Below are 14,311 nucleotides of genomic sequence, written 5' to 3' on the forward strand. Positions count from 1 at the left end.
ATGATTGGCAACCAGACTAAAGGGCGAGGATTCCGTGGACTGCTGAATTATTTGGAGTCTCAGAAAGATGCCAAACTCATTGGTGGTAACATGGGTGGCAATAACGCCCGCGCACTGGCCAGAGAATTCAAAATCTCTCGACAACTGAACCCAGAAGCTGACAGAGTAGTGTACCACGCATCATTATCACTACCAGAAAACGAGCAACTAGACGAACCAACCTGGAACGAACTTGCTAACCGCTATCTCGAAGAGATGGGCTTTGACACTAACCAGTACGTAGTCTACAGACACAGCAACACGGAACACGACCACATCCACATCTGCGCTAGTCGCATCCGTTTAGATAACGGGAAGATTGTACATGATAGCTGGGATTACAAACGTAGCGAAACCATTATTCGGCAACTAGAACGAGATTACGGCTTACAACAAACCCAGAGCAGCCATGAGAAATTATCACGCAATCCCAGTATTGGACAACAAAAACGGTTAGAAAGAGAACACTCTGAATATATCAACGGTGAGCGCATTACACCACAAGAGCGCCCCATTAAGCAACAACTCCAGGAATTAATCGACCGCGCCACAATAGACAAACTAACTATGCCCCAACTGGTTGAGCGGTTGCAATTACAAGGTGTAGAAGTTCGCCACGGCTTAACACGTAACGGCAAAAGTAAGGGCATCTCGTACTCGTGGAATGACCAGAAATTTAGCGGCACTTCTTTGGGGCCTGCTTATACATGGCCAGGACTGCAAAAACATAAGGGGATTGACTACCAGCCCCAACGGGATGATGAGCTTATTGAGAATCTGTTGAAGAATCCTAAAGAGCAAGCAGTGGAGAGCCAAAGATTCATAAATACAATCGTTGACTTTATTGAACAGTCAGTAGTTGATGATGCCTTGGCTGAAACTTTACCACAATTAACAGAACAACTGTCCGCGTATCAGCAGCAGCAAGAAGCAGGAAAAACCGCATTTGACGACCTGGGAGCCGCGATTGTTAATGAAGAGCAACGACTATCATCACAAAGAGCAGTGGATGCAATCTCTGACTTTATTGAACAGTCAGTAGTTGATGATGCCTTGGCTGAAACGTTGCCACAATTAACAGAACAACTATCTATTTATCGGCAACAACTCTTTCGAGCTAAAACTGCATTCAATGACTTTGAAACAGCGTTGACGACTGAGTTGCAATCCCACGCAGAGAAGAAAGCAATTTTGTCAATCTCTGATTATATTGAGCAATCAGCTATCGAGTCAGCTTTAACTGAAACAGTATTAGGATTAACAGAGCAACTATCTCAATATCGGCAGCAACTCCTTGGAGCTAAAACTACATTCAATGACTTTGATGAAGCATTTACGGCTGAGTTGCAATCCCATGCAGATCAGAAAGCCATTTTATCAATCTTTGATTATATTGAGCAATCAACTATCGAGTCAGCTTTAAGCCAAGCAGCATTAGGATTAACAGAGCAACTGTCTCAATATCATCAGCAGCTAGTTGAAGCGAAAACTACATTCAATGACTTTGAAACAGCATTGACGGCTGAGTTACAATCTCATGCAGAGAAGAGAGCTATTTTATCAATCTTTGATTATATTGAGCAATCAACTATCGAGTCAGCTTTAAGCCAAGCAGTATTAGGATTAACAGAGCAACTGTCTCAATACAAAGAGCAACTAGTTAAAGATAAAACTACATTCAATGACTTTGATGAAGCATTGACGGCTGAGTTACAATCTCATGCAGAGAAGAGAGCTATTTTATCAATCTTTGATTATATTGAGCAATCAACTATCGAGTCAGCTTTAAGCCAAGCAGTATTAGGATTAACAGAGCAACTGTCTCAATACAAAGAGCAACTAGTTAAAGATAAAACTACATTCAATGACTTTGATGAAGCATTGACGGCTGAGTTACAATCTCATGCAGAGAAGAGAGCTATTTTATCAATCTTTGATTATATTGAGCAATCAACTATCGAGTCAGCTTTAAGCCAAGCAGTATTAGGATTAACAGAGCAACTGTCTCAATACAAAGAGCAACTAGTTAAAGATAAAACTACATTCAATGACTTTGATGAAGCATTGACGGCTGAGTTACAATCTCATGCAGAGAAGAGAGCTATTTTATCAATCTTTGATTATATTGAGCAATCAACTATCGAGTCAGCTTTAAGCCAAGCAGTATTAGGATTAACAGAGCAACTGTCTCAATACAAAGAGCAACTAGTTAAAGATAAAACTACATTCAATGACTTTGATGAAGCATTGACGGCTGAGTTGCAATCCCATGCAGAGAAGAAAGCCATTTTATCAATCTTTGATTATATTGAGCAATCAACTGTCGAGTCAGCATTAACTGAAACAGTATTAGAATTAACGCAAAAACTTTCTCAATACAAAGAGGGACTTGTTACAGCTAAAACTACATTTAATGACCTGGATGCAGTGCTTACGACTGAGTTACAATCCTATGTAGAAAAGAGAGCTATATTATCAATCTCTGATTATGTTGAGCAATCAACTGTCGAGTCAGCCTTAACCCAAACAGTATTAGAATTAACACAACAACTTTCTCAAAATCAGCAGCAGCTAGAAGCCGGAAGAACCATATTCGACGACCTGGAAGCAGCGATTGTTTATTTGGATCAACTCCATAGATCGCAAAAAACAGTAGATGCAATTGCTCTTAATCAAACTCCAACTATAACCACAGATGAACCAAAGTTAAAAGATAATCTTTCAGCCGAGTTATATGAGTATTACAGCGCCGACTTGCAAAACTTATTAGTGACTGACCGAGATAAAGAAATTGCTATACGGGCGCTATTAGATAATAAACCACCCCAAGATGTTGAAGAAATTATTTTTGCCAGCCCAGCCAAATGGACACAAGATGAAGCCAGAGAATTGGTACTAATCGCTAGTAATCAACTGGCAGACTTACAAGAACAACCAGAAGAGCAACTTTTTCAAAAACAACCTCAGTTTACGCCCCCAGCAGAGGATGAAAGCAAAAGGCGAGTATTACAGTATTACCTTACTCAGCAACGCGGTATAACCAATTTTCTTGTGGAACCATTACAACGTCAGGGGTTGGCTTATATAGATCAGCAGGAAAATGTTGTGTTTATCAAGCGGGAGCTAAACAGTGAAAAATCTGGCGCACTGGTTTGGGATACCGCACGTCTTGACAATCGTGCTTTCAAGTATCCCGACAGCGATCGCTCCGAGGGGTGGTTTCATTTCAAATTGGGTGGAGAGGCAGATGATAAAATCGAGAGAGTATTCTTGTGTGACTCCCCCATTGATGCGCTGTCAATGGCAGAGATTGACAGAGACGAACACAAGGGGCAACCACCAGTTAGGACAATGTACATGGCAGTGGATGACCCGAATAACTTGCCAGTAGAATTCCTCAGAAATATCAACAGGATTGGGGTGGCATTTAATAATGATGATCAAGGCAATGAAGCGGCCCAAGTCGTTCAGGAAATTTTACCCCAGGCTAAAAGAATTGCACCCAAGGGACAAAGTTGGAATGAGATTCTTATTGAACAGCAGCAGCAGCAAGAGATACTGGAGCAAAAACAACAGGGGCGAGGTTTGAGCCGATAACCTCATGTTGACCCGACGAACTCGTGACCGCTACGCTCTCGGAGTCGGTGGCTCTTACGGGCATGAAGTTTATGGTTGGGCCAACTAGATCCTGCAAGCCCGCTCTTCTCCACTCCCCTGCGCTGACTCCGAGTTCTTAAATCTTGGAAAGATGCTTTGACTACTGGCAGCGAACGCTTGGTTAGTCAAATAGGATTGGTATAGTACTGCTTCTCTAACAGACGCTGCACATAGCTTTATTTACAGTATTAGTACACGGTAGCCAAAATTCAAAGTCCTTTTTTTATGGTTATTTGCACTGTTTTAACTAGTAGCCTAATTTACGTATAATATACTAAGTTTTAGTGAAATTAACTCACTTAAAGCCAAATAACACAATAATGCTTTAAATTTGAAATATATTCACTGGTAATCTTATGACAGGAATAGAAGCATTGGCGGCATTAGCTGTTAGTGGCGTAGCAGTTCCTATTTTTCAGTCACTTTGGGGAGGCGGAGGTAAGCCTTTAGGACTATTTGGCAAAACCCTAGATGAAAAAACTAGGGAGTTAATTTTTACCGCGTCAAAGCATTATGTTCAAAACTATGTAGAACGGCACGGTATTCTCAAAGTGTTGGGAATGCGTGAGCCTGTAATGCTGGAATCGGTCTATACAACAGTTCAATTGTTAGATAATGATGCCATCCGTAATTTTGAGTCTATCGAAAATTTAGAACAATTTTATCGCCAAGCTAATAGCCGCAGGTTTAATTCTCAAGATAGCCCTAAACAAGCAGGAATTAAAGTTGCTAACGATAAGCAATATCTGATGGTGCTTGGTGGCCCTGGTGCTGGTAAGTCTACATTTCTGCGAAAGATGGGATTAGAAGCACTCAATGGTAAAAGAGGAGGATTTAAACACACCTGTATACCAGTTTTTATTGAATTAAAAAGATTTACATCTAGTGATATCAATATTGAAAAAGTTATTATTGAAGAGTTTAAGATTTGTGGTTTTCCTTCACCTGAACAATTTACAGCTAAAGCTTTAGAACAAGGCAAGTTACTTATTCTGCTAGATGGGTTGGATGAAGTACCCATAAAAAACTTGACTGAAGCAATTAGCCAAATTCAAAACTTTGTTGATAAATCCGATAAAAATCGCTTTATTGCCTCCTGTCGCACGGCGGCTTACCGCAGTGGTTTTCGTCGCTTTAGCGATGTGGCAATAGCAGATTTTGATGATACCCAAATTCAGCAATTTATTTATAACTGGTTTCATTCAGAAGCGGATAAACAAGCGAAGACAAGTGAGAAATGTTGGGAATTATTGCAAAAACCAGAAAATGAAGCAGCTAAAGAGTTAGCCCACACACCTTTATTGCTGATATTTCTCTGTTTAGTATATGACCGTTCCCAGAACTTTCCAGATAATCGCAGTGTTCTTTACGGCAAGGTACTGCGGATATTACTGGAAGAATGGGCATCAGAAAAGCGAGTTTTTCGAGATGAAATTTATCAAGGACTGCATACAGAGCTAGAAGAAATATTACTATCAGAGATTGCCTACACAGGTTTTGAGTCTGACAGGCTGTTCTTTTCTGAGCGTGAGATTGTTCAACAAATAAAAACATTTTTGGTGAACAATTTGAATGCACCTCTTTATTTAGATGCTAAAGCAGTGTTGAATGCAATTGCTATTCAACAAGGAATTTTGGTAGAACGAGCAGAGAATGTATTTTCTTTTTCTCATTTTACTTTGCAAATATATCTTACAGCGCAGTATGTAGAAGACCATCGAAAAATACAACAATTGGTGGAATTGTATGTTTGTGATAAGCGATGGATGGAAGTATTTCTTGTAGTAGCTGGGCTTATGCGGCAAGGTGTGGATGAATTGCTATTGTTGCTAGAAGAACAAGCTAAAAACTATTTAAAGTCTCAAAAATTAAAGTCTCTATTACGTTGGGTAGATGTAGCAAAGAATAGTTTAGAAATAAATTTTAGTTTTATCTCTGCAATTAAACGTGCAGTTACTATATTAATCGCTTTAGATTTTAAATTCATAATAGCTCTTGATTTAGCAATTAACTTAGGCTTAAATATAGATAAAAATTGGAATTATCAAAAAATCTTAGATGAACTAAGTATAAATATTCTAAATGAAAAGAAAGAAACAGAGCAAGAAATATTCGATTTATCCCTACAAGAACAAAAAGAACTTGAAGAATATTTTTACATAAATTTGCTTATAGTGAAATGTCAGATAGCATCAGTGAGAGTTACACCAATAACTTGGGAAGGTATTCTGGATAGAATGCTGGTAGTAGAAGCTGATGGTAATAGTAAAGCATTAGCAGTTACACAGAAATTTTTTGAGGAAGCAGGTGCAACTATAAAGTGTGAAAATGAGAGAATTTTACAAGTAACTACCGTTCCACAGAACTTAATGATTTCCTCTCCAGTATATATTTTAGTGACCGTTGGTAAGCTGACTGGTGAAAATATAGCTGAGTTACTTAATTACTCTGAATTTTTGCTAGAAAAAAATTACTCGAAAAAAGTTGGAGTATTAATTTATCAAGAACCACCGGATACTTCTGCCAGAAGAAAGATAGCTCATGCTAGATTGGTTGATAATTTTATGTTAGTACCAATGCCATTAGCAGAAGTTGAGAAGGCATTAATAGCAGGCAAGAATTATTGTATAACTGTTTTCAATGAATATCTTAGTAAGTATATACAACATACAGATTTTTTTAATGATATAAATGCGATAAGCGATAGCTTAACTTTCTTTGGACGAATAAAATTATTACACAAATTGGAAGAAGAGTTATTAAGATATCAGGGTGTTATATTGTGCGGATTAAGAAAATCAGGGAAAACCTCAATACTTTATCAACTAAGCTTCATACTACGAAAACATCCAGTTGTTACTATTGATCTTCAAAAATATGGTGGTTCTCGCTATGGAGCAGAATTGTTCAACGATTTCGTTGAACAACTCACTAGACTGGCTCATGATTTCAATAAACAAGGTACTCCTCGTTTTGAGAATTTTACATCAGGTATTCCTGCCGCAGATTTAACAGCCGAGTTTATTAAACGCGTTTGTGTCCTTGCTGAGATATTGCAAGGCTCGGACTATAAAATTCCAATTCTTTGCTTTCTGGACGAAGTAGAACGCATTCTTCCTAGCTCAGAAGACCCACGAGATAAGGTAGAAGAATTTAATGCCTTCTTTGGATCACTCCGAGTGTTAAGCCAACGCGAGCGTAAGTTATCACTTCTCGTTGCTGATGTTTATCCTGATTGCAATCGGATCAATCACTGGACTCAAAAAGGAGTTGCCACTAATCCAATTTTCAATTTTTTCAAAGAAATATATTTGTCTCCGTTCTCAGAAAAAGAAACCGCAGAAATGCTTATTGATATTGGAGAATTAATGAAGGTAGACTTTGATAAGAAAACTCTTGAAGAAATACATTCTGAAAGTGGTGGGCATCCATTTGTTGCTCGGCAGCTTGCACATTTTATTATAGATAATATCTGTAAAGATAGTAATAATAGTATTAAATGGTTATTGTCAGAAAAAGAGTTAAAAAAATCAATTTTTATATTTGATAGGTTGAGTGATTATTATGAAGAAAGTATTTGGAAAGATTTAGAAAACCGTGGCTTTACATCCGCCACAAAAATTCTTGAAGTAATGATTGAGCAGGGGGAAAGAGGGGAGTGGATTTCAGAAGATGAATTGTTTAAAAGACTTAATATTATTAACTCAAGAAAACAATATCAAAAGGCTTTAAATTGGTTGATAGAAGTTGGTATAATTGCTCGTGAATACTTAAATATAAATACTATTTATTGCATTAAAATGTTGCATTTTTTTAGTTGCCGTAAAATGTAGTAAAACTTGAAGGAAAATATTTCATGATAAATAGAAAAGATCAACGTCCAGATTTTAAACTTGCAATTGATCAGCCAATTTATTTTTTTGGACGCGATGAGTTACTAAAAAAAATAAAAGAAGACCCATTTAAAGTAAGAATTATTCTTGGTGGTCGTCGTATAGGAAAAACCAGTTTTTTAAACGCTATCCAGTGGACATTTTTAGACCAAAAGTATAATAATTTCAATCAGGCATTTCCTGTTTTGATTGACTTACAATTAGAGCAACCTAAGAGCCTTGATAACCTACGTTATATCATGGTTGCTAAATTAATTAAAGCAATAGAGGAATGGCAGGGTCTATCAAGAACACTAACCAATGCGAATGAAAAATTTCGTTTTTATCTTCGTCAATTGAAAAAAGGTACAGTAGCTTTAAAAATTCCAGGATTGGATGTTGGCTTAGAGGTAGCTAATCCTAACGGAGAACTTTGCCTTATAAGCGATGACTTTGAACGAATAATTTTTAAAAAGATAGAGAGTTTGCGCGAGAAGCAATTTAATGGAATTTGTTTTCTTCTAGATGGTGCTGAGTTTATTACACGGCAAGAATCTTGGGCAAATAATGCTTGTAGCTACTTCAGAGCATTAAAGGATTCGGAACGTGAGCTAAGAAATTCTTTAGGAATTTTCCTTTCTGGTTATCGCGAATTAAAAGAATATCAACAGGCAGTTGGCTCACCATTACTTAATATATCTGAGGTAACGTGGCTAGGAAACTTAACTGAAATAGAAACCATTGCATTGATAAAACAGCGTCAGCAAAATGAAAATATCAAACTTCAGCCAGAAATAATTAATAATATAGTAAAACTAGCGGGAGGTCATCCATATTTAACTCAGCAAGTATTAAATACCATTTTTGATATTCTTCATTTAGGAAGATTTACCTCTAAGGAACAAGTGGTTGAAAATATTCTTGAGCAGCATGATGATGATTTTTCAGCATGGTGGAATGAAAGTAAAAAAGTGGGAGGTTGTGGTGATATTGAACACGCAGTCTACCAGGAATTTTTAAAATATCGACAAAGAGATATTATGAGTTTGCTAGAGAGTACTGGTTTACGTAGGAGAGAAGTAGTAAAAGCACTTAATATACTTACTAGCACTGGTATGATCCAGAATGTAAATCCAGGGTATTATAAAATTGGTGCATTGCTATTTGAAGAATGGGTTGTGAGGCAAAATATTATGCAAAATCAATAATAGAACCAAAAGTAAGTATGGTGATAAACTTAAACTTAATGAACCAAAAACATGGAGTGAAGCGACATCTATCTTGGAAATGAAAGGTATGAAGTTTATCGCTTCTTCCTGGTGCGATTCATGAATTCTCTGTAAGGAACATGAATTTTTTTCGGAACTTGCTACTATGTAAGCTGTATATACCTACATACCGAACCACCTATACAGTAACCGGGGCATTGAATCTATGAAGCCCCATATAAATTTATCGCGCTTTGCTGCTACTGCTCTCTTGTAAAAACTTGAGAGCAGTTTTGCATTCTCAATCAGTATATCTACAATAGGTTTTACGTTTGCTATCCTTGCCTTGATTGAAGGACGAAATCGTTATTTCGTTAAATCGCTAATTCTTGCTTAAACGAAATCGGATTTTTATAGTGACGAAAACACGATATAACTAATTCGCTCTTGGGCGAAAAAACGAAATTTGATGACCATATTGATGGGTATCATTTCTCAAAAAAGGGGGAGGGTAGGTAAAAGCACCCTTGCTGCTAATTCTTGCTTAAACGAAATCTCCCTGTACGATTAAGCGAAAACACGATATAACTAATTCGCTATAGGGCGAAAGGACGAAATTTGATGACCGTATTGGTGGGTGTCATTTCACAGAAAGGGGGAGTGGGTAAAAGTACTCTTGCTCGACTTATTGCCCGTGAATATTCTGCTGCTGGCTGGGATGTAAAAATTGCCGACCTAGATATTTCTCAAGGTACGAGTACGGATTGGAAACAACGCCGCGAAGTAAATGGTATTCAGCCGGAGATTGCTGTTGAACCATTCCGCACTGTAGCGCAAGCACTTAAACACGCCTCGGTTTATGACCTCATGGTTATGGACGGGCCGCCACATTCCATGCAAGGCACTTTAGAAATTGCCCGTGCAAGTGATTTACTTGTCTTACCCACTGGTTTATCACTGGATGATCTCAAACCGTCTGTACTGTTGGCGCATGAATTGGTAAACGCCAAAATCTCTACGGATAAAATTATTTTTGTTTTATGTCGAGTCGGCGATCGGGAGAATGAAATTGAGGATGCCCGATCATATATTCATAAAGCTGGATATGTCACAGTGGTTGGCTCAATTCCAGAAAAGACTGCTTACCGTCAGGCAAGTGATAACGGTCGTGCTGTTTCTGAGGTCACGTTTCCTACTTTGAAGCAACGGGCAGAACAAGTAGCCCAAGGAATTATTGATCTGTTGAGTGAGCAAGAGTCCTAATTATGTCAACTAAACCACCTCCACCACCTCGCAAACCAAACAAAGGTGAACCCCCTAGCATTAAGGAAACAAAAGATAACTTGGAGAAGCCCGATCCAGGTGAAATTTCCAACCTGAATTTTAAAGTACCTGCCGAGTTTAAAAAGGATTTCAAAATTGCGGCTGCTACTTACGGTTGTACCCAAGTCGAGCTATTGCAACGGATTTTTAAATACTGGACAGATAATCATGGTTAGTAAAGATTCGTTATTTAGCGAAAGAACGAAAAGACGATTTATTGTTTTAGCTATTTCTGATTCGTGATTTTCAACACAAGATATACTGGCAAAGCATGTTTTATCAGAAACTAGGCTGAATCGGTTTCACAGGGCAATGGAGATTTAGCAGCAGATATTTGGGGTAGAGTTTACGAATACTTTCTGGGGCAGTTTGCTAATGCAGAACGTAAGAGAGGTTGACTTCTATCCGCGATATCCTACTATCGAAACTTCTATCAGGCGAAATACGTGTCAAAGAAGCAGAAAAATTTATGGAGTAAGTCGCATGACTGAATATAAAGTACGTTTGTTTTCAGATAGACAACTCGGCTCTGTCATACAAGAAAGAGAACAATCAATTTTTCAATATATAGATAACATTGATGCTAATACTTTACTCAATACAAATATAGAAGATTGGTGTGACTACTATGAAAACCATTATAAATTTGAAGTTTTGCAACTCAAAGAAAACGAAATATCTACCGAGCAGGAAGAAACATTAGTACCTGTGAGGAATCTTTTCCGAGGAGGTTACATACAAGAAAAGGGAACTAAATTCAGTTTCTTTATTCCATTTGAAGGTGAGCAAGAGCTATTCCTTTATCAGCCATCTGTATCTATTGGGGAACTTAATAATCCATTGTCAGCAAGGATATATAAGAATGAGCTTATACTGGACTATGCGGAATGGCGACCAGAAGTTAGTAAGATAACTTCACAATTTAAACAAGAATTATCTATTGTTCAGGAAAATATAAGATATGTCAACAGAGAAATTTCCAATTTTAACAATTCAATTCGTACAAAAATAAAGCCTATAATTGAATCTCGACGCAAAAAACTTCTACAAGATCAGAATTTAGTAGCAGATTTAGGTTATCCCCTGAGACGAAGAGATAACATACCAAAGACTTATGTTGTACCAACCATTAGCAGAAAGATTTCTATTGATCGTCCCTCTGCAAGTACAACCCCTTTTATTCCAGAGCCTACTTTGGATATGCAGGAATATGAGCATATCCTCTCTGTAATTTCCAGTATGATAATAGTCATGGAAAGAAGTCCCAAGGCTTTTCAGGGAATGGGGGAAGAAGACCTTCGTCAACATTTTCTCGTTCAGCTAAATGGACACTATGAGGGACAGGCTACTGGAGAAACTTTTAATAATAACGGTAAAACAGATATATTAATTCGTGTTGATGATCAGAATATTTTTATAGCAGAATGTAAATTTTGGAGCGGAGAAGAAAAGTTAAAAGAAACTCTTGACCAACTACTAGGTTATACTTCGTGGCGAGATACTAAAATTGCACTAATAATATTTAACCGTAATAAAGACTTTTCAGCAGTTGTTCGACAAATTCCAGAAATAATGAAGTCACATTCAAACTTTAAGAGGGAACTTGATTACAATTCTGAAACTGGATTTCGGTGTGTGGTTCATCACCCCGACGATGTGAACCGCGAACTTATCCTGACAATCCTAGCTTTTAATGTGCCTACAGTTCCAACTCTCATCTCATGACTACAAGCTTGCAGATGAGATTTGTTAGTATTTAATATCAAATTAGCTTGAACTATTGCAGTTTCTAGGTCTTGTTTAGAGGATGTTTGAAAAGTCAGACAGATTGTAAAAAAGCTCTCTCTGTATACGCTGTGAATAGATAGTAGACAGCACCGAAAGAGCAACATGAGTAAAGCATACCCCAGTAACCTGACCGGGGGGCAATATGAATTGCTCAGTGACATGATTCCAGAAGCAAAACCGTTACACACTTGTTAACATAGTTTTCATAGGAGTAAAAAATGGAATTTGATAAAATAAAACAACTAATTGAAAAACAGGAAATTCAAGCTATAAGTTTAGATACATCAATTTTTAAGGCTGAAGGCTTAAAGCTAGAATCAGGGTTACTTAAGCAGCTAGGGCAATTTAGTGATACATCTATCAAAGTTATCATTTCTGAAGTTGTTAAAAATGAACTCCTCAATCATTTAGAAGAAATACCAAAATCTTTATATACAGATATTGATAATCTTTTAAAAGATGCCAAAACATATTGTCAATTTGAAGGTGATATTGATTTGGTAAAAGCATCAATTTTCCAGGGTCGAAAACCAGAAGAAATTGCGTATGAACGTTTAGAAAATTTTATTGAAACAATATGTATAGAAATAATTCAAGTTCAAGGTAACGTAGAAGTATCTGAACTGTTAAACAAATATTTTAAAAATGAATCACCATTTGCAGGTACAGGGAAAAAGAAAAATGAGTTTCCTGATGCTATGGCTTTAATGTCTCTTGAGTCATGGGCTGAAAAAAATATGAAAAAAGTTTTAGTGATTTCAAGAGATAATGATTGGAAGCTATATTGTACTCATTCACAAAATCTTGTATTTGTTGAGAGTTTGTCAAAATGTTTTGAGTTATTTCAAGAAGTAAAACCTTATAATATATGTAGACAATTATCGGAAAAATATTATCAAGGAGAGCTTGATTTTATAAAAAAAGCCATTACTCGTACACTAGAAAACCAACTTATTGATTTCAATATTCATATAGAAGCTAATTCTTCTTATCAATATGAAGATGAAATAACGGATGTAATTCATGATGGAAATGAATTTAAGATTATCAAGAAACCTAACATTATTTTTAGACCTATAACTTTTGACAATAACACTTTAATTGTTGAGGCAGAGTTGAGCGTCGATATTACTATTGAGTGTAATTTTTACTTTACAGTTTGGGATTCTATAGATGACGAGGATGTTGGGATAGGAGCCAATACTATCAACAGGCAAGAAAAGTTAGATGTAACCGTTTTAGTAACACTAATAGATGAATCTGGAAATTTTGATGAAGATGTAGAAGTAGATGAAGTTGAAATAATAACAAGAAAAATCAAAATTGATTTTGATTATATTGAACCAGATTGGAGAGATCAAAATGATGATGACTAAATGAAATCAGACACCTCCAGGAAAATTTTCCTCTTCTCTTCACACTGCAAACTTCGCCAGTTTCTTGAAAATAAAGGTGAGCGATTCCCCTGCTTTGTCGAATTCCGGCTCCTTGACGAACCAAACATGAAATTGAGCAAAATAGCCCTGTTTAATCACTCTCGGAAAAGAAAAATAAGAGCCAAATTTTTAACTATATACAGAGCGGGAATTTAAGGCATTATTTCCTAACAATATCCTGCCCAGTGCAGTAAGCACTAAATGTCCATAGATGTAGCTGCTAACATCCTGTGACTGCAACCCTGATCTCAGCGCTTTCATAAGCGGCAGGAATATACAGGACTGACGAAAGCCAAGCTACTTAGGGCTTTAATTCAAGAGACAGCAAAATTACTGCGATTTATGCAGTAAAAGATTACTGAACCTAAATATTAAAATGGATTTTTCCCGTCCCAGTCCCAATTAAAATGCTCAAACCGTTTGGGATTTTGAGCGGTGTAACGAACACTGTGCTGAATATTTTTGTGACCTAGATAGGCTTGGATGTCGCGCGTTGTCGCCCCCTGACTCGCCAGATGATAGCCACATGCATGGCGAAACTGATGCGGATGAACCTTGATCCGAACCCCTGCCGCCAAAGTTGAACGCTCGACAATCTTGGCTACAGCATCTGGAGAAAGAGCATTACCGCGTTCGTTGGGAAACACAAAAATGCAGTTTGGGTAGAGTGTTTGCAGTTTCAAGAGAAGTTCTTTTTCGTCCTCGCCCAAGGGATGAAAGCCACTCTCACTACCCTTAAGGCGATTAATCCAAATCGTTCCCTCATCCAGCATCACCGCATCCCATTTGAGGTTGCAAGCTTCAGATGCTCGAAACCCGTGGCGGAACATCATCAATAGTAAAGCCAGATCACGCTCTCGATGTCTCCCTCTAGAACCTGCTGCGGCGACAATCTTGTTCACCTCAGCCAAAGTCAGGTATTCTCTAGATCGATATTGAATATTCTTTTTGCGGATTAGCGGCAATGGTTGGTTCATTTATAATTTAT

Annotated in this window: 8 protein-coding genes; 7 read left to right on the plus strand and 1 reads right to left on the minus strand. The window is 37.4% G+C overall.

All coding sequences use genetic code 11. The features are described 5' to 3' along the window. The 7 genes from FD724_RS39780 to FD724_RS39810 all read left to right on the plus strand — a co-directional run. Positions 1-3,636, plus strand: a 3,636-nt coding sequence (locus tag FD724_RS39780; RefSeq protein ID WP_179077027.1) for a relaxase/mobilization nuclease domain-containing protein, incomplete at its 5' end; no start/stop codon positions are given. Positions 3,637-4,052: 416 nt separating this feature from the next. Then, a complete protein-coding gene (locus FD724_RS41845) occupies positions 4,053-7,529 on the plus strand; it encodes an NACHT domain-containing protein (protein ID WP_179077028.1) in 3,477 nt (1,158 codons plus the stop codon). Positions 7,530-7,552: 23 nt separating this feature from the next. Next, complete coding sequence (locus FD724_RS39790) at positions 7,553-8,776, plus strand: ATP-binding protein (RefSeq protein ID WP_179077029.1); 1,224 nt, start codon at positions 7,553-7,555, stop codon at positions 8,774-8,776. A 621-nt stretch (positions 8,777-9,397) separates the two neighbouring features. Continuing rightward, positions 9,398-10,039 carry a ParA family protein gene (locus tag FD724_RS39795; RefSeq protein WP_179077046.1) on the plus strand — a complete coding sequence of 214 codons (642 nt, stop codon included), beginning with the start codon at positions 9,398-9,400 and terminating at the stop codon, positions 10,037-10,039. A 2-nt stretch (positions 10,040-10,041) separates the two neighbouring features. After that, positions 10,042-10,275: a hypothetical protein gene (locus FD724_RS39800; RefSeq protein ID WP_179077026.1), complete on the plus strand. Its 234-nt coding sequence runs from the start codon at positions 10,042-10,044 to the stop codon at positions 10,273-10,275. Between the two features lie 307 nt (positions 10,276-10,582). Further along, positions 10,583-11,824 (plus strand): hypothetical protein, encoded by a 1,242-nt coding sequence (locus FD724_RS39805; protein WP_179077030.1) that lies wholly within the window; start codon positions 10,583-10,585, stop codon positions 11,822-11,824. A 281-nt stretch (positions 11,825-12,105) separates the two neighbouring features. After that, on the plus strand, positions 12,106-13,263 hold the full coding sequence (locus tag FD724_RS39810) for a PIN domain-containing protein (RefSeq protein ID WP_179077031.1): 1,158 nt from the start codon (positions 12,106-12,108) through the stop codon (positions 13,261-13,263). Between the two features lie 431 nt (positions 13,264-13,694). On the opposite strand, the gene FD724_RS39815 is transcribed toward FD724_RS39810, so the two are convergent. Then, positions 13,695-14,300 carry a tyrosine-type recombinase/integrase gene (locus FD724_RS39815; protein WP_179077032.1) on the minus strand — a complete coding sequence of 202 codons (606 nt, stop codon included), beginning with the start codon at positions 14,298-14,300 and terminating at the stop codon, positions 13,695-13,697. Positions 14,301-14,311 lie beyond the last annotated feature (11 nt).

It is taken from the genome of Nostoc sp. C057, assembly GCF_013393925.1.
Taxonomy (GTDB): Bacteria; Cyanobacteriota; Cyanobacteriia; order Cyanobacteriales; family Nostocaceae; genus Nostoc; species Nostoc muscorum_A.